The following is a 20,247-nucleotide window of genomic DNA, read 5'->3' as shown; positions in this document are numbered from 1 at the left end:
CGGCTCGCTAGAGTTCGCATGCCTCCAGCATGGCAACCTGCATCCAAAATCTGAGGTTTTTTGCTGGCTCGTATGTTGGAAACTCTAAAATAAATATCCATATTTTTGCGTATTTCTCATGACTCATGACGCATGACTCATGACTTGTGCATCATATTCCATGTTACAATATACTCATGCAATTTCGGTATGTCGCCATTGAACAAAGCTCAGGGCAAGAGCGTCGCGGTGAGGTAGATGCAGCAAGCAAAGACCTTGCAATTGCTGCACTACAGCGTCGTGGATTAGTCGTCATGAATGTCACAGAGGTGGGCGTGCAGCCTGCCTGGATGAAGAAAATCTCTTTCTTCGAGGAGCATGTAAAGTATAAGGATATTGTTATTTTGTCGCGACAGATTTCGACACTTTTTCTTGCACAGGTTCCTGCCTTGCGCGTCTTCCAACTTCTTGCGGGTGAAACTGAGAATGTTGCATTGCGTCATCGTCTCGAGTCTATTTCCGAAGATCTTCGCGCAGGCTCAACGCTTGCTGCCGCAATGTCGAAATATCCTGATGTATTTACACCATTCTATACGAACATGGTGCGTGCAGGTGAGGAGTCAGGTAATCTTTCAAAGACGTTTGAATATCTCGCAGATTATCTCGATCGTACCTATGAACTCGTCACAAAGACGAAGAAAGCACTTGTGTATCCAGCCTTCGTTATTGTCGTTTTCGCATCCGTCATGGTGCTTATGCTTGTGGTGGTTATTCCAAAGCTTTCTGCAATCATTGTTGAGACAGGGAAGGAGTTGCCTATATATACTCGCTTCGTTATTGGAGCTTCGAATTTCTTGATCAACTACGGACTGTTCTTTGCCGCTATTCTTGCGGTGGGTGTGTTCTTCGCATTCCGTTATGGTCAGTCGCGAGAAGGGAAAGAAGTGTATGCAAACATCGCATTGCAGGTTCCGTATGTAGGGGATCTCTATCGCAAGCTCTATCTCTCTCGTATTTGTGATAACATCAATACGATGGTCACTTCAGGTGTGCCAATGGTTCGTGCGGTTGAGATTTCTGCAGAAGTGGTGGATAACGAGCTCTATCGTCAAGCGATGCTTACTGCAGCACAAGATGTGCGTACCGGTGTTGCGCTTTCGGGTGCACTTGGACGTTCTGCACTCATTCCTCAGGTGATGGTGCAAATGGTGCGTGTGGGAGAGGAGACTGGTGAAGTCGGGAATATCCTTGAAACACTTGCGAAGTTCTACAAGCGTGAAGTCGACAATGCTGTTGATACGTTGGTGGGACTTATTGAGCCGGCGATGATTGTGATGCTTGGACTTGGTGTGGGGGGACTCTTGACCTCTGTCCTTATGCCGATTTATGACATCACCTCTTCATTCTAAAGAAAAAGCCCTCGGGCTTTTTTCTTTAGAATGAAGAGGTTCACCAGCGTACAAGAGGCCGCGGTCTTTTTCCGCGGGGTTGCCTCACGCTTCGCCTTCGCCGTACACTTGTACGTCGTCAGGCTCCAGCGAGGCAACCGCACGGAAAAATCCTCGCGGTTTCATATGTCGTTCCTTGCGTTTTCGAGTCTGATTCGTCGCCCTCCAGAGCTATGCGCTGACACGAAAAATCCTCAGTGTTTCATTGTTTGCGACGAGAGAAATTGTGGGATAACTTTGCCATTGCTTCGTGAGGGGGAGTTACCCGTGAGAGACGGAGCGGAGCGACGGCTTGAGTTGATTTGGCGCGCGGTGCGTGAGGCGAAAAAGAAAATGCGGAGCATTTTCCGCCGAACGAGGCGGAGCGATACCGAATCTTTGAGGTCGCGAGTCCGGCCAGGAACCACACCATTTATCATGGATGTCTTCATTCATGATAAATGGATGTGAGTTGACGGGCGTCTCTATCGGGCAACTTTGCCTGGTGCCGAGCTTGCGAGGTCAAAGTTATCCACAGGGGAGGGGATAGCAATACTATAAGTTAGTATAGTATGCTATACTTTAGATAACCCAATTACGGGACTAGTAATTAATAGTTTATGTCATATACATCATTAAAAAAGCAGTCAAAAGGTTTTACGCTCATTGAATTGCTTGTGGTTATTGCAATCATCGGTATTCTCTCATCGGTGGTGCTCGCTTCGCTCTCGACCGCTCGTGCAAAGAGTCGTGATGCTCGTCGCGTCTCGGATCTTGGTCAGATTCAGCTTGCGCTCGAGCTTTACTTCGATGCAAACTCATCTTATCCATTCAATGCTGGCGGTCTCCAGTCGTGGACAAGCGCAGCGGTTCCTACAGCTGGCGTTGGAAGCACATCCCCTGCATATATTCCAAAGGTTCCTTCAGATCCAACGGCAGCGGCAAACTATTACTTCTGTCCTATGGCAGCAAAGGGCGCTTCAACGTGTAGTGGTACTTCTGGTACCGTACTCGCATATGCACTCGGTGCAAACCTTGAGCGCACTGATAATGCTGCGCTTACAACGGATGCTGACTTAACTGTAGGTACAGTCTTCTACGGAGTAGGAGCAACATGTACTACGTCGGGTACTCAGCAGCCAGGAGGTACAGAAACCTGTTACGATATTGCAAACTAGCGTCAAATAATTACCATCCCATGGGGATGGTTTTTATATTCTTCGCTTGTTGTTGGATATCATATTATCGTTGCTGTTACACTTAAATTTGTTTGTAATGTTTTTGTTAATTTTTAGTGTATAATGGGTTGAGCCAACGGCTAACAAATATACTCTATGTCTACACATTCTGTTAAGGGATCGAAGGGTTTCACTCTTATTGAACTTCTTGTGGTTATCGCAATCATCGGTATTCTCTCTTCTGTGGTACTCGCCTCGCTTTCAAGCGCACGTGCAAAGAGCCGTGACGCACGTCGCATATCTGATATGGGGCAGCTCCAGCTCGCGCTCGAGATGTATTATGATGCAAGTTCAACTTATCCTACGATTGCAGGACTTCAGACATGGACGACAGTTCCTGCGACAGGTATTGGTTATCTTAAGCCAAGTTACATCCCGAATATTCCCGATGATCCAGGTAGTAACTCATATTATTACTGTGCACTCGCTGCAAGGGGTGATACAACTTGTACGGGGTCAGTAAGTGCCACTGCCTATCTTCTCGGTGCTGATCTTGAGATCAACGCGAGTTCAAGCGCACCTCTGGCGACCGATGGGGACACAGCAAATACTGTTTTCTTCGGAAGGGGGAGCAGGTGTAACCTTAATTCTGGCACTGAAGCGTGTTACGATCTTGCGCCATAAGCAAAAACCACCCTCGGGTGGTTTTTGTTTTCCACAGGTAACGCAAATGTATTGCATGTGCAGATGAAAAGTAGGGTATAATAAAGAAAGCCCAATCGGGTAAACACATATATGTCAAAAAACCTTATCAAGGGTTCTAAGGGTTTCACCCTTATTGAACTCCTCGTCGTTATTGCGATCATCGGTATCCTTTCATCTGTGGTACTCGCTTCGCTTTCGACTGCACGTGCAAAGAGCCGTGACGCACGCCGCATCTCAGATGTTGGTCAGATCCAGCTCGCACTTGAGCTTTACTATGATGCAAGCTCATCTTATCCAATTAGGAATGCAGTAAATGCAATCACTGCATCTTCAACGGAGCTTGGTGTGCTCTCTCCAACCTATATTCCAAAGGTTCCAACAGATCCTACAGCAAGTACATACTACGTGTATGGTGGTACAACGACCTCATACATCATTGCTGCAAAGCTTGAGCGTGGTGATAATACTGCACTTTTGTCAGACTCTGATAAGACTGGTGTATTTTCATTCAACGGAACAAGCATCAGCTGTGACAATACTGCGGGTACTCCTCAGGGACAAGCAACTCCTACAGAGCTTTGTTACGACGTCTCTAATTAATAAAACATATACCACCTTCGGGTGGTTTTGTTTTTTCAGAATTAAACTGCTGAAAAAATAAACTGTGCTATACTATAGTGTATGGATATCAGCGCACTTTTCTACTTTGTGAATACTGGCCTCATTTTTATATTTGGCCTCATTATTGGCTCTTTCCTTAACGTGGTTGTGCTGCGCATGGGGAGTGGGCGTACACTCGGAGGACGTAGTAAATGCATGAATTGTGGTAAGCCGCTCAAGTGGTACATGCTTATTCCACTCGTTTCATTCATCATTCAGGGTGGGCGCTGTGCGTACTGCAGAGGCAAGCTCTCGTTCCAGTACCCCATCGTCGAAGCACTCACAGGACTCCTTGTGCTTGTTGCCGCTCAGCATACGCACTTCTCATTGTTCTCGTATACTCCACTCATCGCTGCGCAGTTTGCGATTGATGCAGTCGCACTCGCGACCCTTGTGGTGATTTCCGCATATGATTTTCGTCACAAGATCATTCCTGATTCACTCTCGCTCTTATTTGCATTTGTGGGTATTGCCGCAGTTGCACTGCGCGCTTATGAGGCGGCATGGCCAAGTCTTATGCCACTCTTTGTGTCGGTTCCTCGTTGGATCGATGTTGCCGCAGCGCCACTCCTCGCAGTCCCTCTCGCGGCTATCTGGTATTTCTCACGAGGAAGGGCTATGGGTCTCGGTGATGCAAAATTGGTTTGGGGTGTTGCATGGTTCCTCGGACTTTTGGGTGGACTCTCTGCTCTGATCTTCGCATTCTGGCTTGCAGCAATACCATCGGTAGTTATCTTGCTTATGAAGAAGGGAAGTATGCGCACGGAAGTTCCGTTTGGACCGTTCATCGCGCTGGCTACGGTGCTCGTGTACTATTACGGTTGGAGTGTTCTCACTTTAAGCTTGTCCTTCTACTAGGCTTATAATTTGGCGAACTTTACCTTATTTCGCCACATGCCTCGTTCACCGTATAACCCATACGGCTCACTAGAGTTCATATGGCTCCAATAAGGCAAATTTCATCCAAATTCTGAAGCCTGATAAATGCATCGATGCAGCAAATACTGATTCACGTTTCAAAATAATGCTATTTCATATACTCCCAAAACAGAAGAATCGTGGATTCTCATTTATTGAACTTTCGATATCGATTGCGATTTTTGCTACCCTTTCGACGGTGACGGTACTTAGTTATAATAATTTCAATAATCGTATCGGAGTCGATATTTTGGCGCATCAAATAGCACAGTTTGGACACGAGGCACAGGTTAATTCTCTTTCTGTAAAGCGTTCCTTCAATGGTACGTATGCAGGTTATGGGGTGCATTTTGACCGAGCGTCGACCACTCAGTTTGTCTTTTTCGCAGACCTTGATGGAGATTATGTGTTCGATAATAGCGGGAACTGTAGTGTTGTTGGGGCGGAGTGTGAGAAGAAAATCAATCTTCTTAAGGGAGTGACGATTAGCGCACTCTGTGGCTTACGATCGGGTGCGACACATGCGGGCTCTGCTGATTGTACGAGTGGTATTTCTACCGACTTCGCACAGTCATTTGATTTCGTGTTTAAACGACCTAGCCCCGATGCAGCAATTCGGGGGAAACCTAGCGCAGTAGCACCTCCTGAGGCATTCTCGGTAGCTCAGGTCATCATTAAGTCAAATAAAGGTTATCAACGAATTGTTGAGTTCTGGAATACGGGTCAAATATCTGTGAAGTAAAACACTTTTGCGTATGCGCAAAAGTGTTTTTGTTATGCTACAATTAAGACATGAAGCAGCGTGGTTTTACTTTGATCGAGATTATCGTAGCAACTGCGATTTTTACTATGGTGGTTACTATTGCAGTGGGCGCGCTTACCTCTCTCAATAACACTTCAAGAGAAGCACGTGCGATGCGTGTGGTCATGGATAATGCAAACAGTGCAATGGATGCCATCGCACGAACGATACGTATGGGTATCCGTTTTGATTGCGGAGCAAATTTTCCTGGAGATGCGAGTGATGGAAGGCAATCGGATTGTACATATCAGAGTGGTGGTTCCTCTAAGTTGCGATTTTATGGACCAGGAGGTCTTTCAAGTTCAATGCAAGAACAGCAGTTTCGTTTCAACGCAACAAGTTCATCTGTGGAGCGCATGCTCGCAAACAGTGGTACGTGGGAGCGTATGACAGCGCCGGAGGTGGAGGTGACGAGCTTGAAGTTCTATGTCCGCGGAGCACCACTTGACCTTGATCAGCCTATTGTAACCATGATTATGACCGGAATCGCACACGTTTCAAAGACTGCGCGTAATTTTACTGTTCAGACCTCCATTACACCACGAACTCCAAATTCACATCTTGTAACACCAAGCTAATATGAAAAAAGGAATTACTCTGATTGAAACTGTTGTTGCGGTTACTGTGCTTACTTTTGCCCTTGGTGGTCCTTTTCTCCTTGCTGCAAAAAGTTTGCGTTCTGCAGCGTATGCACGAGAGGAGATTGCAGCAGCGCGACTAGGTGAGGAGGCGCTTGAAATCATCCATAATATGCGTGACAACAATAATGCGCGTAGCATGGCTTCATGGGTGAATAACATCGATCCGACCTGTACGGGTGTAGGTTGTGCAGTAGATTTTTCACTGCAACAGGCGGCAGTAGAGGGTAGCGCAACAATTTGGCAAAACAGCTCTCTTCGCGGATGTGCTTCAGTTTCTGCCTGTAGTGTGTATCAATACACCGATGGCACGTATAGACAAATGCCTGCTCCGCCGCCTGCCGGCTGGAAAGATACGGGCATGAAGCGCATTGTGACGGTTGCAACGAATGCGAACAAGACTGAGTACACTGTTACTGTTGAGGTTGATTATCCTGCAGGAAATCAAACGAGGAAAATTTTCCTTTATGACACGCTCATGAATTGGTTCCCTAATCTCCCTATCTAACACCATCATGCAAGCAAAAAAACAAAGAGGGTATGTATTGCTTCTGGCAGTGCTCATTTCAAGCATAATTCTCGCAATGAGTATGGGTGTCTTTGCGATCTCGATTAAGGAGGTTGCGCTTGCAACATTCGCACGTGATTCGGTACGTGCATTTGCTGCGGCAAGCCGAGGACTTGAGTGTGCGGTCTTTCTCGATCGCATCAATAGTCAGGCTGCACAAGATTTGGGTCTCGCCGCAAACTATTATTCTTCTGCGGGAATCAGTCAGATGCCGTATACTCCATTTGCGCGCGGAAATTCAACACAGTTTGGGTTGCTTACCCCCTCAGAATCGTGGCCGATGTCGACTTCGACTACGGACTTCAAGTGTGCAGGAAATCCCTACGTCAAAAACTATACGACCACAGTGACCGCAACCACTACGGGATCATCTTCGTTCTCGCTCGATCTTCCGAGCTCGTGTGTGCAGGTGACCGTCGCAAAGTCAGGTATTCTTACCACCTTCACCGCAAATGGATATTCAGATGTTTGTGGAAATATCACCAGTCCGCGTGTCACTCAGCGTACTATCGAAGTTTCCGTAAATATCTAGTAAAAACAGCGTATAATCGCTGTTTTTTGTTCAATTGCTCCATGTTATACTCAATGTATGACTAAGCCAGGCAAGGATATTCTCGAAAGGATCGCAAAGCTCCGTGAAGCGATCAATCACTATCGTGAGCAGTATCATGTCTATGACAAGGAGGAGATTTCGCCTGAGGCACTTGATTCACTCAAAGATGAGCTCGTGCGTATCGAGGCAGAGTACCCTGAGCTCATCACTCCTGATTCTCCTTCGCAGCGCATCGCGGGGAGGCCGCTCGCCGCTTTCAAAAAAGTGAAACATAAGGTTCCGCAATGGTCACTCGGTGATATTTTTACCGTAGAGGATATGCGTGAGTTTGATGAGCGCGTGAAGCGTATGCTTGTACAGGAAACGGGTAAGCACGTGATACCGACCTATGTGTGTGAGCTGAAGATCGATGGTTTGAAACTTGTGCTCGAATATGTGAAGGGCAAGCTTGTACTTGCACTCACTCGAGGTGATGGAGTTGTGGGGGAAGATGTGACCCATAATGCACGTACGATAGAGTCAGTACCGCTTACCCTCAAGGAGCCACATGATCTTATTGTGGAAGGTGAGGCATGGCTTTCAACGACAGAGCTCGCACGCCTTAATAAAGAGCGTACAGCAAAGGGTGAACCACTCTTTGCGAACCCGAGAAACGCTGCTGCGGGTACATTGAGGCAGCTTGACGCACGTATCGCTGCGGAACGAAAGTTGGATACATTCATCTATGAAATGGGTGCTTACGATGGCGAGCGACCAAAGACGCAGCAAGAGAATCTTGAACTTATGCGCCGCCTCGGATTCAAGGTGAATCCCCATTTCAAGGTATGCAAGTCCGTTGATGAGGTTATTGCATTCTGGAAGCATTGGCAAACACGCACTCGGGCAGAGGAGTATTGGATTGATGGTGTTGTAGTGAAGGTTGCAGAGAAGGAGTATCAAGATGCTCTAGGGTACACTGGAAAGGGCCCACGTTGGGCTATAGCCTTTAAATTCCCGACAGAGCAGGTAACCACCGTCGTGGAGGATATCGTCTTGCAGGTGGGTCGTACGGGCGTTATTACGCCGGTTGCACACTTGCGCCCTGTTTCTGTGCTTGGAACAACCGTCTCCCGTGCAACCCTTCATAATGAAGACGAAATAGTACGCCTTGATGTGCGCATCGGAGATACCGTCGTGCTCGAAAAGGCTGGGGATGTTATACCTGATATTATTGCAGTGATTCCCGAGCTTCGCCCGAAGGGGTCAAAGCCATTCCGTTTCCCTGATTTTGTTGAAGGGATTGGAAAGATTGAGCGTATCCCTGGGCAAGTTGCGCATAGAGCGGTAGACGCTGATTCGTTTGCGCAAAAGCTTCGTAAGCTTTCTTATGTTGTAGGGAAAAGTGCATTAAACGTCGTTGGGTGTGGTCCAAAAATAGTAGAGCAGCTTATGCGTGAAGGACTTGTAACAAGCGTTGCGGATTTTTATACGCTTACTAAGGGTGACTTGGTGAATCTTGAGGGCTGGGGAGAGAAGTCCGCAGAGCAGCTCGTCGATGCTTTCAGTGAACGCAAGCATGTGCCACTTTCACGTTTCATTGTCGCACTCGCAATTCCACAGATTGGAGAAGAGACTGCACATGATCTCGCCACATACTTCGGTTCTTTTGATGCATTCTTTGCTGCAGATAGGGAGGCCTTACTTGCAGTTAATGGTATAGGAGAGACGATGGCTGATGAGATTCTGAATTGGCGTCACAATAAGCATGCGCAACATGATCTCGAGCGTTTGCGTGCACTTGTTGTTGTCGAGAATGAGTCAGTAGTGCGTAGTGGGGCACTTATGGGGATGACTGTGGTTGTTACAGGGGGGCTCGAAACGCTTTCGCGTGATGAGGCAAAGCAGCTCATCCGAGATGCAGGTGGGAGTCCCGGGGGTAGCGTATCAAAAGAGACGAGTCTTGTTGTTGCGGGTAGTGACGCAGGAAGTAAGCTTGCAAAGGCACAGCAGCTCGGAATAAAAGTCATCGATGAAAAAGAGTTTCTATATATGATCGGCAAGAAGTAACCGCGTGAGCGGTTTTTCTTATACACTCGACACTCCAAAAAGAGTATGCTAGTTTTTTGCTAGCCGTACATTATCGATTCACACAAGGGGGAGGTATGACCAGTTCACCGAAAGATACAAAGCGTGAGGTCATCGCTGTTTCTGCAACCGCATTTGCACAGTTTGGGTGCCCGCACTGCGGTTCGCGTGTAGGACATGCGGTTAAGGCCGACGCAAATGGATCACTCTGGCTCTGCGCAGGGGGGACGTGTGCTCGGACATTCATCATTCTCCGTGATGGAGTGTCGACGTCGACGATCATGATCGAAGGCGTCTTTCCAGTGCTTTCGCCTCATCCGAGGTTCGGTCAACCGTCTCATGTTTCATGAACAAAGACAAAACCCACACACTGTGTGGGTTTTTTAATTAAAAAGCCCCCAGAATGGGGGCAATGTAAGTGCGATTAGATCGAGAAAACGCGACGTCCTTTATCCCAGCGTGCATTGCTAATAAGTGAGTGTGCGGAGATGAATCTTGGGGATCCATTTTTACACGCTACTGTTATTGCACGAAGTATGCCCATGTTATCCCGAGCGTAGAAAATATGAAGAACATCACTTTCTCCAAAAACACTCGGACTTCCATCGACGGGCGTAATCAGCGCGCCAAAGAATATTGAGAGGGGCACCTCTGCTGCGTTTTCTCCACCGAGCGCCGCTATTAGATCATGGTCGTTGGCGCTTTCCTGTAACTCCTTACACCGCAGTGTACAGGGGGAAGATGTCTTTGCACTATATGTTCCGAACCATCCCGTAAAATTTGCATCAAAGAAACAGCGCTGGTTTCTTACGGCCCCATGTTCAAGAAATTCTTTGAATGAAGTGATTGGGTTATTGATGTGTGCGCTATACTGTTCGAGGAGCAGGGGGTCCGTACGCTCCTTCTTGGGCGTTCGGTCAATCACCCAGCAAATTTGTTTTTTCATGAATAGCTCAAGTTCATCGAGCCAGATTTGCCCACCTTCTTCACAGATGTGTAGGGCAAGGTCAGACATGAGCTGTTCCGCGCGCTCCGTGCGTTTCATTGCGGGATCTGACATGGCAACCTCCTTCTTGTGTCTATTCCTGTTCTAACACGCGTATGAGCACTGTCAATACTTTAACGCGCTATAGTATAGGCGCTGTATGAGGCTTACGAGTAGAAACATCACTTCATATTTCAGCATTTTTGCGGTAGTATAGGCATATGAAGTTACAACCTCAGGATATAGAACATCTCGCAACGCTTGCACGAATCAAGGTAGCGGAAGGAGAGCAGTCTGCTCTTGCTGAAAAGATCGACGCCGTGCTCGGTTATGTTGGAGAAATAGCAAAAGTAGACACAAGCGCGTACGCGCATACAGAGGCAGGGGATCATCGTAATATACTTCGCCCTGATGTGGCTACCGCACAGCCGGGAGCAATGCGTGAGGCGATTCTTGATAATGCCCCAAAGCGTGAAGGAGATTTTGTCCGCGTACAACAAATGTTCGAATAGCTTTTTCATATGACCATAGAACTAACATCACTTACAATACTTGCAGCACGGGAAGCACTTGAAAAGGGGGAGTATACCTCCCGTGCGTTGACGCAGGCAGTGCTTGACGTCATCGCTGCGAAAAACCCGGAGATCAATGCATTCGCAGAAGTTTTTGCGGATGCACTTCTTCAGGCTGATGCAGCGGACGCGCGTATAGCAAAGGGAGAGAGGGCGCCGCTTCTAGGTATTCCTGTTGCCATCAAAGACAACATGCTATTTGCGGGGCATGGTGCAACTTCGGGTTCAAAGATTCTTGAGGGATATGTTGCACCTTACACTGGAACTGCGGTCGCTAAGCTCATTGAAGCTGGGGCAGTCATTGTGGGCCGTACGAACATGGATGAATTCGCCATGGGTTCATCAAGTGAGACTTGTGCATGGGGTCCAGTGAAGAATCCGCTCGATAAGACACGTGTTCCTGGTGGTTCATCGGGTGGCTCTGCTGCGGCAATTGCAATGGGGAGCGTTCTCGGTTCGCTGGGCTCAGATACGGGTGGTTCGATTCGTCAGCCCGCAGCACTATGCGGTATCGTCGGACTCAAGCCAACCTATGGTTCAGTCTCGCGATATGGGATTATGGCAATGGGTTCTTCACTTGATCAAATTGGTCCCTTTGCAAAGACTGTAAATGACGTGGAAGTCATGCATACAAGTATTTCAGGTAAGGATCCGATGGATGGCACGTCTATTAGTGATGAAGAGCGACCGTATGTGCTCGCAAAACATTCTTATCGCATCGGTATACCAGAATCATTCATAAATATGGATGGTATCGACGCAGACGTGCGCGAGAGTTTCAATATTACAATCGCGAAGCTGAAAGAGGCTGGTCATGCCATCGTCCCAATAGAGATGCCGACGCTGCCTCTTGCACTCGCAATTTACTATATCTTGATGCCCGCGGAAGTTTCATCAAATCTTGCACGTTTTGATGGTGTACGTTTCGGCTTGCGCAAGGAAGGTGTAAAGCTCATTGATACCTATCTCGAGACTCGTGGCGAAGGATTTGGTGCTGAGGTGCGTCGCCGTATCTTGTTGGGTACGTATGTGCTCTCTGCAGGGTATTATGATGCGTACTACAATAAAGCGGTACTTGTGCGTCGAAAACTCACTGATGAATTTAAGGAAATTCTCAAAGACGTTGATCTTATTGCTACACCAACATCTCCAAGTCCAGCATTTAAAATAGGGGAGAAGACTGCAGATCCACTAAAAATGTATCTCGAAGATATCTTCACCGTCTCAGCGAATATTACGGGAGTTCCAGGAATATCGATTCCGAATGGTCTGGTAGTGCGTGAGGGTACGCAGCTTCCTGTCGGAATTCAATTTATGGCAGATCACTTCCATGAGCCGTACCTCTTTGGTATTGGTAGAGATGTCGAAAGACTTTCAAAATAATGAACCCTTATGCCTGACTTCGAAAATAATTTTCTTATCAATTACTTTCTTGATAATATCTGGCCGACATTATCACCGATTTTCTTCATCTTGAATATTATCGGAGCGGCGGTTGTCTGCATCCTCTTTTGGTACTACTGGCATGCTCGTGCAAAGTTGAACGCCATTGAAAAGGCAGAGGAGGCAAAACTCGAATCACTTTTTGATTGGGTGAAGACTGCGCCAATAAAGAATCCAAAGTGGGAGCGTATTGAAAAGCTCGCCGCTTCTATGAATGCCTCAGACTGGCGTATTGCAATTCTCGAGGCAGATAGTATTCTCGACGACATCATAAAAAAGATGGGTTACCCTGGAGAGACGATGGGCGAGCGGATGGAAGCAATTCCAGAGAGCGCATTCCCGTACCTACAAGAGGCCTGGAGGGTGCACAAGCTTCGAAACGTGCTTGCGCATGAGGGAGATTATGATTTACAGAAAGGGGAGATGGAGGATGCGATTGATGCATATCATTTGATATTTAAGGAGGCAGGGTATTTGGAGAGTTAAATTCAAAACACACTAGGCGTTGCCTGGTGTGTTTTTAAATTAAAGGGCAATCACAGGCGTGCAGCGCCTGCGATTGACGGAGCGCAAGAGCGCGCTGAATCAGAGTTGGAATCGCCCCTTCGTCACATCCGTATTCTGCTCCAAGCATTCGCAGAATACGGTGTGCGAGTAGGGCCAGGACTCACCGACCGTGCGCACGGCTGGATTTATCACGGCCCAGGGCCGGATAAAATCAGCGCCGGGCGACGGTGCCCGGTTCCGTCCTTCGATTCCAAGTCCTGCTATCAAGTACAACAAAAAATCTGCTTACGCAGATTTTTTGGTACTTGTTGCGGGACTTGGAATCGAACCAAGGCCTTCAGGTTATGAGCCTGACGAGCTACCGCTGCTCTATCCCGCTATACGGTAAATACAAATACCATACGCTTACGCGTCAGATTTGTCTTTCGTAAATACGACTATACACCAAAAAGGTATATTATGCAAGTCGTTTTGACTGGTGATTGCCGATTAGTCATCTGTATTTTCTGATAGAATGGGAAGTATATGGATGCAAATCACATTACCGATAAGCCGGGGTTGCTGAAGAAGGCGGGGAAGTTTTTGGGCCGCACAGGTCAGATTATTTTTATAGAGCGCCTCATTACTTTTTTGACACGAATCACTGATGTTGCAATGGTATATTTTATTTGGCAGTTTGGAGCCGTTGGTACGCTATTTTCATTTTTTGGGGTAGGAATCCCATACTTCCTCTTTTGTGCAGGTATTGTGCAAACAAGTGAGTATTTTTTGCTCGAGGCCATGATATCACCGGACTCGAGGAGCTCCGCGGCATGGCGAGAGAGGAAGATTTCCGCAGAAGGTGGTTTAAGCGTTACGTACTTCTTGGCCGCCTCAGTCCCCAAGTGGAGGCGGAGCGCCTTGCTGTTTGGAAAGAGTATCAAGGGCAGCATTGGTTTAGACGTATCGTCGCGTGGGTGCTCTCTTCGCGCAAGACAATATTTTGGATTGGAAGTTGGTTTTATCTCGATCCTGATTATGTGACACTCCTGATTTATCGCCGTGAAAAGGGGTTTTGGTGGAACATGCTCACTATTACACTTCCTTCGGTCGCCATTTCTATGGCCGTTTGGACAACAGTCTATTACTGCGCATACCTCGGATTGAGTTGGGCTGTGGCACTGATTCAGTAGTTGAATTTTGTGTTTGTACCTCTAGGATAGTGAGAGAGAAAATTCACGGACAATTTGTATGATACTATGAGTATATATGGAAAACTTGGAAACCATCGCCACTGTTGTCTCGTTTGCTGTGCTCGGCCTCGGTATTATTCTTGGGGAAGAGAAGCTTCGCGACAAGGTAGCTGAGCTCAAAAGTGTCGCCATTCGTTGGGTGATATATTCTGTGCTAGATTGGGGGCTTGTGATTCTCTCTATCGCGCTTGTTGGTGTCATGCGACGATTAGAAGTAGATCTCTACGGGACGATGCTTGCAATGTGGTTGTTCGATACAATTACCGCATATGCACTTTATGAAATTTGTCTACGTTCTGGTGAAGACCTTACACTTGGTCGCCAATACCGAAAGAGCTACGAGCTCGTAAAAAAGAAATCGAGACTCTTGGGGTTCGGAACGATTCTCTTTTTGGTCATAAAGAGTATCATATGGGATGGACCTGAACGTCTTCTTGAATTTTGGCATAAAGAATTTGCAGGAAAGAAACAACGAGCGATAGGTACACTAGTCTTCCTCGCAGCCTTTCAAGCGATATTCTGGGTGATCCTATTCTGGATGGGCTATGACTATATTACAAAATAACAACACGAAAGTGTTGTTATTTTTATAGATGTGAGAGAAAGCCCCATGCTTTGAGTTGTGGAAGCTGTATTTTCTCAAACGTTGCTCCGATGTCATTACGATAGAACATTTTTGGAACTGAGATCTTTGCGATCGTATCATATGCTTGCTGTCGTGCGGCAGATACAGTATCACCGTATCCTGAAACATAAAGTACGGTACCGCTTGTCCCAGAGATATACAGTGTTTTATTTGTGCCATCACGCGATGCTACCTCTTCAAGGTGAATTCTGCGAAGTTCTGCCACGCTACAATCTTGCTGAATGTGGACGGGAAGCCCGAGCATCGTTTTGCCCTCCGCACTATATGGGTAAGGGAATGGAGTAGTGACAACAGAAACGACGACACCGAATCCCTTCTTCCACTTAAGATTATATTGCTCACCTCTTGCGACTGCGAGCATGAACTCTGTCCATGGTGAAAGACTGAGTTGCTCCTGCAGGTGGATTATTGGAGCGCCCAGTCGCGCGGTTGCCTCGATGGGGTGAGCACCAGACTCATTGACGATGCAGTTGATTGAATAGTCGCCATGGAATTTAGCTTCACGAAGAAACTTTTTCATCGGTGCAAGAATCTCGCGATAGAGACGCTCGTCTTCATTGTCGTCATACCACGCAAGTGTTCCCATTTCATCGACGTTTGGGCCTATCTCTCCGGGAAAGAGGTGAGTGTGCTCAAGATTGTATTCAATTGGCCCAACCCAGTCAGTGCCATTGAAGTAGCGTGCAATACCGAATTCTATGCCAAAGGCACGCTCCTGGAGTGAGAGTGTTTCGTTAGCACCAATGTCATGTCGAATGTTGTTTTCGAGATATGCGATCACGTCGCCACCGTCAGGATCAGAACCGATGAAGCTGAGGTGCTTCATTAGGTGGCCATTAGTATATTTGAGTACCCAGGCTGAGGGATGTTCTTTGAGGTATGCAATCGCATCGTGCTGTGAGGTAAAATCAGAAACTGGGAGAATAGGTAGGCCACGAAGCGCGAAAACCTGCTGCCCGAATTCACGATCCGTTTCCGTACGCTCACCGAGTTCGCTGCCACCGAGAACAGTATATCCATTCGCACGTAGTTCATCCTGCTTTTTCCCGAGTCCTGCATCTTCAAATATAATGAGGCCATCTTTTCCTACCCACTCAAGTTCCTTCTCCCATGAATCGGTCTTGTCGAGTAGGTTATCGAGATTATTTTTATTGCGTTCGTCTGCAATGAATACGCGCACCTCGTTACCTTCCTGGCGTAACTTAATCGCAAAGTCGCCAGTGAGGAGTATGTCGGAAATCAGTAGGATTCTCATGATATAATTGCTGAATAGACAGCGAGGATTTAAGAAACAGTGGTAACGTGACCCAAATTAGAACGCTTACTTTATTGATTTTGTCACATTATGCACAAGAAATCAACGCTGTTGTAAACACTTACGCACTATGCTTTCACTTCTTTGCACAGACGCAAGCCCTGTATTCTTTGGATTACTTGATTTCTCTATTGCGCCACCGCTTTTGTATTACGCATATATACCGATCATGCTGTTTTCTTTGTGGTTTGCGTTGCGTACACTCTATTACAACCGCCATGAGCGCATCGCGCAGCTTTTTGCGCTTCTCGCATTTGCTCTCGTATTTCTTTCAGGGACGTCACTACTCGCATGGATTGCAGCACCGGTCGTTCTCGTGCAGCTTGCATGGCAGTCATGGGGTGTAGCTTCTGCCTTTATGTCGCTCGCGACGGTGTTGTTTGTATATCACCTTCTTCATGGTGAGACGATGCCGACGCTTGCGCGCCGTTTCTTTCTCGTCGCAATACTTCCTATCATTATTCTTGCCCCGTCGACATATAATGTTGAATCGTTTGATATTTCCACTTGCGAGGCGGTGCAGGGCAATGCGCTCCTCGTGTACACATATATTTATGAAGCATTTGCATTGATTGGTGTAGGTTTCGTGCTCGTCAGAGCGTTCATGAGGTCTCCGAAGATCCAGATGCTCCACGGCAAAGCGGTCATCATCGCACTCTCTGCTTTTGCTTTCCTTGCGGTTTTTCTCTTAACGACACTCCTCGGAGATGTTATCGGTGATTATCGTTTTGAGCTCATCGCTCCTATTGGGGCAGTACTATTCCTCGCAGGTGTTTCTTATATTGCAGTGAATGATAAGCGATTTTCCATTCATATGCTGGGCGCGGAAATGCTCGTCATCGCATTGGTGATGGTTTTGGCGGGAATTCTTTTCATTCAAGATATCGACTATGTACATCGTGTTACTTACGTATCACTGGTACTTGTGACCGTCATTGGTCTCGTGCTGATGCGTAGTGTGCGCAATGAAGTGAAGCAGCGCGAGGAGATCGAGGAGCTTGCAACTCGATTAAAAGAAGTGAATCGCGTCATGAGTCATGATGTGAAGGGGACTCTGGGAAAGCATGCTATGCTCTTCCGTGCACTCTTTGAGGGTGAGTTCGGTCCTGTGCCTGAACAGGCAAAGGGTTTCATCGAGCAGTCCGCAAAGGATGCAATGCGTCTTATTGATTCGATTATGCTCATTTTGAAGTCTGGAAGCGAACTCGTCTTTCATTCGACGAAGTTTGATATTGCAGCGATGGTGAAGGAGGTAGTAGCTGGTGTCGACCCTGACGCTGTGAAAAAGGGCCTCTCGCTTAATCTTGATATCGCGCACGATGGGCCACTTATGGTTAATCTCGATCAGGCATACATAAAGCTGCATGTCATTCAAAATCTTGTGGCAAATGCGGTAAATTATACGCTCAGTGGTGGTGTTTATGTGCGACTTGAGCAGAAGGATCCTGGGCATATATTATTCTCAGTCCGAGATACAGGTGTAGGAATCACTCCAGAGGATGCGCCGAAGATGTTCAAGGAGGGTGGGCATGGCGCACATTCAACCGAGGTTAATGTGCATAGCACGGGGTACGGGCTCTTTAGTGCAAAACGTGTCGTTGATGCATGTTGTGGAAGGATATGGTTTGAGTCTGAAGGTATTCCGGGAAAAGGAACGACGTTCTTCGTGGAGTTACCTGCTGGGGATATGCCATGCGAGGTGAAACCAGAAGAGGAAAAAGAATAGATGAGAAAAACCAGAGCACTGCTCTGGTTTTTTGATTGCCGTTCTACATGGCATTGATGGCCGTGATCTTCTCGAAGTCAGCCGCCGAAATGAAGACGTCGCCCAGGGAGAGCTTTCCGGTTTCGAGGAACTCCCAGTAGCACGATGGGGTCATGCGCACGTTGACGGTGATGGTTGCGACGAAGATATAGCGTGTTCTGAGCGAACGTCGCCTGGCCTTTTCGAAATCGTCCATCGTGAGGAAGAAGTGGATGCCCTCATGTTTTTTCGGCAGTCGGGGAACGAGCGGCTTCCTTATGGAAGCGATGAGCTGATGCTCGGTGAAGACGAGCGGGTTGTTGGGAGCGGCGTCCATTGGACCTCCTTGAAAATCTGTGGGAAGGCTAACATGAGGGGGAGGGGAATGCAAATGGGGGAATGCGATACTGGGCAAACAAAAACCTTTTGGGTTTGTGTTTGATGGAGCGCAAAGCCGCGCTAAGTCAGATATATCAGATACCAGGGGAGCCGAAAAACCGTTCCGGTTTTTGACTCATGGAACGCTTCGCGTGCAGAACAGGAGTCCAGGACTAGGTCACAAGTTACTAAGTCTTTTGACGCTCTACGAGACGTCAAAAGCCAAAGTACTCGCGACCCCGACTCGCCGACCGTGCACGCGGCTGGATTTATCACGGCTCGAAGAGCCGGATAAAATTAGCGCCGGGTGACGGTACCCGGCTCCGTCTTTCGATTCACTGTCCCGACTACAAAAAGAAGCCACCCCGAAGCTTGCGCTTCGGGGTGGTCTTTTTGTGTCGGCGACAGGAATCGAACCTGTGACCTAAGGCTTATGAGTCCTTCGCTCTAACCGTCTGAGCTACGCCGACATGTATTCATTATACGCTAAAGCGTCAATGGAGCCAAAGGCCGGGATCGAACCGGCGACCTTCTCGTTACGAGTGAGATGCTCTACCGACTGAGCTACTTTGGCGTCCCAGCATATGCAGTCTACTGGAAGTTTTTGGATTTTACCCACAAACTTGAGCCAACAATCGGAATTGAACCGATGACCTTTTCCTTACCATGGAAATGCTCTACCATCTGAGCTATGTTGGCTATAATTGTTTCGTCATAATACCCGATTTCCCAAATAAATCAATACCTTTAAAAAGGAGATATTGGCATAATAATCTTGTCCCAGAAATAAAAAACCGGGTTTCCCCGGTGTATTTATCGTCTAATAAGCATCTCTGCGTAGATGATCTCATCAATGGAGAGGTAGCCTGATGTGAATTCTGATCGCTCGAATGGAAAATTTGCCCCAAACGGGTATTTGCATTGATAGGTTTTACCTGCGGCGTAACATGTCCCGTATCCAAGGAGGATAGCAAGGAGATCCGTTGCCTCCTCATCGGTGTTAAGTTCACTGCGAAATGCAGTGAGCAGCACATGTGCAAGCTCATGGGCAATAGCGAATATGAGTGACGGGGACGGCATGTCGACGAGCGCGTGCTGGCGAAGATACATACTCGCCATTTCGCCTCGGATGTTCTGCGTGCCAAAGAATGGTACAAAATTTAGTCCGTCAACCCAAGCAACACACTTCTCGGGTCCATACCGAGGGTCATTGACGTAACAAACCCGAATGGGCATCGAAAGGCGCATCTGCCGCTTGATTACTGCCACCATTCCACGAAACTCATGCTTTTCGAACAAGCGAATGAGTTCAAGTACATCAACGGGGTCATGCATCCTTCCGAACATGTTGATCAGTTTTCCAAGTCTATCCTCTATAAGCTTCGAGCGTATCGTCGCCATTCCAGGCTCCATTTTGTCGATATAAAGATTCTTTCCTAAGCATACACGACAGAAAGTAGTGGGCAAGCGCAACTACTTTTTGGCTTGCATTGGTCGATTCTTTATGCTATATTTTCAGCACTACAAATGTAGGAATGCGGTGGTAGCTCAACTGGTTAGAGCACTCGCCTGTCACGCGAGAGGTTGCGGGTTCAAGTCCCGTCTACCGCGCAGAAACACAAAAACGAAGCGAAAGCTTCGTTTTTGTTTGTTTCTGTAGCGGTAGACGGGACTTGAAAGACGGAGCCGGGTACTGTCACCCGGCGCAGATTTTATCCGAGCTTCGCTCGTGATAAATCCAGCCGCGTGCACGGTCGGCGAGTCGTGGCGACGGCCACTTAGTAGTTTAAGCGCCCCGCACTTAAACTACTTTGTGAGCCGTGCCAAGGCCCGGACTCTGGTTTTGCACGCGTAGCGTTCCAAGAGTCAAAAACCGGAACGGTTTTTCGGCTCCCCCTAGTATCAGATATATCTTATTCAGTGCGCTCTTGCG

General features: G+C 47.5%; 21 protein-coding genes and 5 tRNA genes. 18 read left to right on the top strand and 8 right to left on the bottom strand.

Translation table 11 applies throughout. The features are described 5' to 3' along the window. The first annotated feature begins 176 nt into the window (after window positions 1–176). The 11 genes from VJ579_01135 (at window position 177) to VJ579_01085 (ending at window position 9,842) form a co-directional block, all read left to right on the top strand. On the top strand, window positions 177–1,388 hold the full coding sequence (locus tag VJ579_01135) for a type II secretion system F family protein (protein ID HXK37652.1): 1,212 nt from the start codon (window positions 177–179) through the stop codon (window positions 1,386–1,388). Between the two features lie 638 nt (window positions 1,389–2,026). Beyond that, window positions 2,027–2,584, top strand: coding sequence for a prepilin-type N-terminal cleavage/methylation domain-containing protein (locus VJ579_01130; GenBank protein HXK37651.1), 558 nt, complete (start codon window positions 2,027–2,029; stop codon window positions 2,582–2,584). Window positions 2,585–2,740: 156 nt separating this feature from the next. After that, on the top strand, window positions 2,741–3,268 hold the full coding sequence (locus VJ579_01125; protein HXK37650.1) for a prepilin-type N-terminal cleavage/methylation domain-containing protein: 528 nt from the start codon (window positions 2,741–2,743) through the stop codon (window positions 3,266–3,268). 111 nt (window positions 3,269–3,379) lie between these two features. Beyond that, the gene (locus VJ579_01120; GenBank protein ID HXK37649.1) at window positions 3,380–3,889 is read left to right on the top strand and encodes a type II secretion system protein; all 510 of its coding nucleotides are present in this window, start codon (window positions 3,380–3,382) and stop codon (window positions 3,887–3,889) included. Between the two features lie 81 nt (window positions 3,890–3,970). Beyond that, window positions 3,971–4,807, top strand: a complete 837-nt coding sequence (locus VJ579_01115; protein HXK37648.1) for a prepilin peptidase — start codon at window positions 3,971–3,973, stop codon at window positions 4,805–4,807. 166 nt (window positions 4,808–4,973) lie between these two features. After that, window positions 4,974–5,609, top strand: a complete 636-nt coding sequence (locus tag VJ579_01110) for a prepilin-type N-terminal cleavage/methylation domain-containing protein (GenBank protein ID HXK37647.1) — start codon at window positions 4,974–4,976, stop codon at window positions 5,607–5,609. A 50-nt stretch (window positions 5,610–5,659) separates the two neighbouring features. Then, on the top strand, window positions 5,660–6,247 hold the full coding sequence (locus tag VJ579_01105) for a type II secretion system protein (GenBank protein ID HXK37646.1): 588 nt from the start codon (window positions 5,660–5,662) through the stop codon (window positions 6,245–6,247). Window position 6,248: 1 nt separating this feature from the next. Beyond that, window positions 6,249–6,815, top strand: coding sequence for a hypothetical protein (locus VJ579_01100; protein ID HXK37645.1), 567 nt, complete (start codon window positions 6,249–6,251; stop codon window positions 6,813–6,815). Window positions 6,816–6,822: 7 nt separating this feature from the next. Beyond that, on the top strand, window positions 6,823–7,407 hold the full coding sequence (locus tag VJ579_01095; protein ID HXK37644.1) for a hypothetical protein: 585 nt from the start codon (window positions 6,823–6,825) through the stop codon (window positions 7,405–7,407). Between the two features lie 57 nt (window positions 7,408–7,464). Beyond that, a complete protein-coding gene (gene ligA / locus VJ579_01090; protein ID HXK37643.1) occupies window positions 7,465–9,474 on the top strand; it encodes an NAD-dependent DNA ligase LigA in 2,010 nt (669 codons plus the stop codon). Between the two features lie 95 nt (window positions 9,475–9,569). Beyond that, window positions 9,570–9,842, top strand: a complete 273-nt coding sequence (locus VJ579_01085) for a hypothetical protein (GenBank protein ID HXK37642.1) — start codon at window positions 9,570–9,572, stop codon at window positions 9,840–9,842. A gap of 74 nt (window positions 9,843–9,916) precedes the next feature. Here the strand turns inward: VJ579_01085 and VJ579_01080 are convergent, their stop codons facing one another. Further along, entirely contained in the window at window positions 9,917–10,552 is a 636-nt protein-coding gene (locus VJ579_01080; GenBank protein ID HXK37641.1) for a hypothetical protein, read from the bottom strand. 146 nt (window positions 10,553–10,698) lie between these two features. Between VJ579_01080 and gatC the strand changes: the two genes are divergently transcribed. Genes gatC through VJ579_01065 form a run of 3 tightly spaced genes read left to right on the top strand, consistent with a single transcriptional unit; the run spans window position 10,699 to window position 12,978 of the window. Further along, window positions 10,699–10,989 carry an Asp-tRNA(Asn)/Glu-tRNA(Gln) amidotransferase subunit GatC gene (gene gatC, locus VJ579_01075; protein HXK37640.1) on the top strand — a complete coding sequence of 97 codons (291 nt, stop codon included), beginning with the start codon at window positions 10,699–10,701 and terminating at the stop codon, window positions 10,987–10,989. Between the two features lie 9 nt (window positions 10,990–10,998). Further along, a complete protein-coding gene (gatA, locus tag VJ579_01070; GenBank protein HXK37639.1) occupies window positions 10,999–12,432 on the top strand; it encodes an Asp-tRNA(Asn)/Glu-tRNA(Gln) amidotransferase subunit GatA in 1,434 nt (477 codons plus the stop codon). Between the two features lie 9 nt (window positions 12,433–12,441). Further along, window positions 12,442–12,978, top strand: coding sequence for a hypothetical protein (locus VJ579_01065; GenBank protein HXK37638.1), 537 nt, complete (start codon window positions 12,442–12,444; stop codon window positions 12,976–12,978). A gap of 329 nt (window positions 12,979–13,307) precedes the next feature. Here VJ579_01065 and VJ579_01060 read toward each other — a convergent pair. Beyond that, window positions 13,308–13,378: transfer RNA gene (locus VJ579_01060), tRNA-Met, on the bottom strand. Window positions 13,379–13,811: 433 nt separating this feature from the next. On the opposite strand from VJ579_01060, the gene VJ579_01055 reads away from it, so the two are divergent. Continuing rightward, window positions 13,812–14,171: a hypothetical protein gene (locus VJ579_01055; GenBank protein HXK37637.1), complete on the top strand. Its 360-nt coding sequence runs from the start codon at window positions 13,812–13,814 to the stop codon at window positions 14,169–14,171. 76 nt (window positions 14,172–14,247) lie between these two features. Further along, window positions 14,248–14,796, top strand: a complete 549-nt coding sequence (locus VJ579_01050) for a hypothetical protein (GenBank protein ID HXK37636.1) — start codon at window positions 14,248–14,250, stop codon at window positions 14,794–14,796. A gap of 22 nt (window positions 14,797–14,818) precedes the next feature. Here the strand turns inward: VJ579_01050 and VJ579_01045 are convergent, their stop codons facing one another. Beyond that, on the bottom strand, window positions 14,819–16,132 hold the full coding sequence (locus VJ579_01045; protein ID HXK37635.1) for a phosphoribosylglycinamide synthetase C domain-containing protein: 1,314 nt from the start codon (window positions 16,130–16,132) through the stop codon (window positions 14,819–14,821). 130 nt (window positions 16,133–16,262) lie between these two features. On the opposite strand from VJ579_01045, the gene VJ579_01040 reads away from it, so the two are divergent. Beyond that, window positions 16,263–17,918 (top strand): ATP-binding protein, encoded by a 1,656-nt coding sequence (locus VJ579_01040; GenBank protein ID HXK37634.1) that lies wholly within the window; start codon window positions 16,263–16,265, stop codon window positions 17,916–17,918. A 43-nt stretch (window positions 17,919–17,961) separates the two neighbouring features. Here the strand turns inward: VJ579_01040 and VJ579_01035 are convergent, their stop codons facing one another. The 5 genes from VJ579_01035 to VJ579_01015 form a co-directional block, all read right to left on the bottom strand. Continuing rightward, entirely contained in the window at window positions 17,962–18,273 is a 312-nt protein-coding gene (locus VJ579_01035) for a hypothetical protein (GenBank protein ID HXK37633.1), read from the bottom strand. A gap of 437 nt (window positions 18,274–18,710) precedes the next feature. After that, window positions 18,711–18,784: transfer RNA gene (locus VJ579_01030), tRNA-Met, on the bottom strand. A 28-nt stretch (window positions 18,785–18,812) separates the two neighbouring features. Then, window positions 18,813–18,888: transfer RNA gene (locus VJ579_01025), tRNA-Thr, on the bottom strand. A 52-nt stretch (window positions 18,889–18,940) separates the two neighbouring features. After that, window positions 18,941–19,013, bottom strand: a tRNA-Thr gene (locus tag VJ579_01020). A 114-nt stretch (window positions 19,014–19,127) separates the two neighbouring features. Further along, the gene (locus VJ579_01015) at window positions 19,128–19,715 is read right to left on the bottom strand and encodes a hypothetical protein (protein HXK37632.1); all 588 of its coding nucleotides are present in this window, start codon (window positions 19,713–19,715) and stop codon (window positions 19,128–19,130) included. Between the two features lie 136 nt (window positions 19,716–19,851). Between VJ579_01015 and VJ579_01010 the strand changes: the two genes are divergently transcribed. Next, a tRNA-Asp gene (locus tag VJ579_01010) sits at window positions 19,852–19,925 on the top strand. Window positions 19,926–20,247 lie beyond the last annotated feature (322 nt).

The organism is Candidatus Paceibacterota bacterium, from assembly GCA_035583355.1.
GTDB lineage: Bacteria > Patescibacteriota > Minisyncoccia > Phycocordibacterales > UBA6899 > JAJZQJ01.
This window is presented reverse-complemented; position numbering and strand designations above follow the sequence as displayed.

Bases quoted from the DNA above. Each gene is read 5' to 3' on its own strand.
- VJ579_01135 (HXK37652.1), top strand. From the start codon at position 177: ATGCAATTTCGGTATGTCGCCATTGAACAAAGCTCAGGGCAAGAGCGT.
- VJ579_01130 (HXK37651.1), top strand. From the start codon at position 2,027: ATGTCATATACATCATTAAAAAAGCAGTCAAAAGGTTTTACGCTCATT.
- VJ579_01125 (HXK37650.1), top strand. From the start codon at position 2,741: ATGTCTACACATTCTGTTAAGGGATCGAAGGGTTTCACTCTTATTGAA.
- VJ579_01120 (HXK37649.1), top strand. From the start codon at position 3,380: ATGTCAAAAAACCTTATCAAGGGTTCTAAGGGTTTCACCCTTATTGAA.
- VJ579_01115 (HXK37648.1), top strand. From the start codon at position 3,971: ATGGATATCAGCGCACTTTTCTACTTTGTGAATACTGGCCTCATTTTT.
- VJ579_01110 (HXK37647.1), top strand. From the start codon at position 4,974: ATGCTATTTCATATACTCCCAAAACAGAAGAATCGTGGATTCTCATTT.
- VJ579_01105 (HXK37646.1), top strand. From the start codon at position 5,660: ATGAAGCAGCGTGGTTTTACTTTGATCGAGATTATCGTAGCAACTGCG.
- VJ579_01100 (HXK37645.1), top strand. From the start codon at position 6,249: ATGAAAAAAGGAATTACTCTGATTGAAACTGTTGTTGCGGTTACTGTG.
- VJ579_01095 (HXK37644.1), top strand. From the start codon at position 6,823: ATGCAAGCAAAAAAACAAAGAGGGTATGTATTGCTTCTGGCAGTGCTC.
- ligA (HXK37643.1), top strand. From the start codon at position 7,465: ATGACTAAGCCAGGCAAGGATATTCTCGAAAGGATCGCAAAGCTCCGT.
- VJ579_01085 (HXK37642.1), top strand. From the start codon at position 9,570: ATGACCAGTTCACCGAAAGATACAAAGCGTGAGGTCATCGCTGTTTCT.
- VJ579_01080 (HXK37641.1), bottom strand. From the start codon at position 10,552: ATGTCAGATCCCGCAATGAAACGCACGGAGCGCGCGGAACAGCTCATG.
- gatC (HXK37640.1), top strand. From the start codon at position 10,699: ATGAAGTTACAACCTCAGGATATAGAACATCTCGCAACGCTTGCACGA.
- gatA (HXK37639.1), top strand. From the start codon at position 10,999: ATGACCATAGAACTAACATCACTTACAATACTTGCAGCACGGGAAGCA.
- VJ579_01065 (HXK37638.1), top strand. From the start codon at position 12,442: ATGCCTGACTTCGAAAATAATTTTCTTATCAATTACTTTCTTGATAAT.
- VJ579_01055 (HXK37637.1), top strand. From the start codon at position 13,812: ATGGCGAGAGAGGAAGATTTCCGCAGAAGGTGGTTTAAGCGTTACGTA.
- VJ579_01050 (HXK37636.1), top strand. From the start codon at position 14,248: ATGGAAAACTTGGAAACCATCGCCACTGTTGTCTCGTTTGCTGTGCTC.
- VJ579_01045 (HXK37635.1), bottom strand. From the start codon at position 16,132: ATGAGAATCCTACTGATTTCCGACATACTCCTCACTGGCGACTTTGCG.
- VJ579_01040 (HXK37634.1), top strand. From the start codon at position 16,263: ATGCTTTCACTTCTTTGCACAGACGCAAGCCCTGTATTCTTTGGATTA.
- VJ579_01035 (HXK37633.1), bottom strand. From the start codon at position 18,273: ATGGACGCCGCTCCCAACAACCCGCTCGTCTTCACCGAGCATCAGCTC.
- VJ579_01015 (HXK37632.1), bottom strand. From the start codon at position 19,715: ATGGCGACGATACGCTCGAAGCTTATAGAGGATAGACTTGGAAAACTG.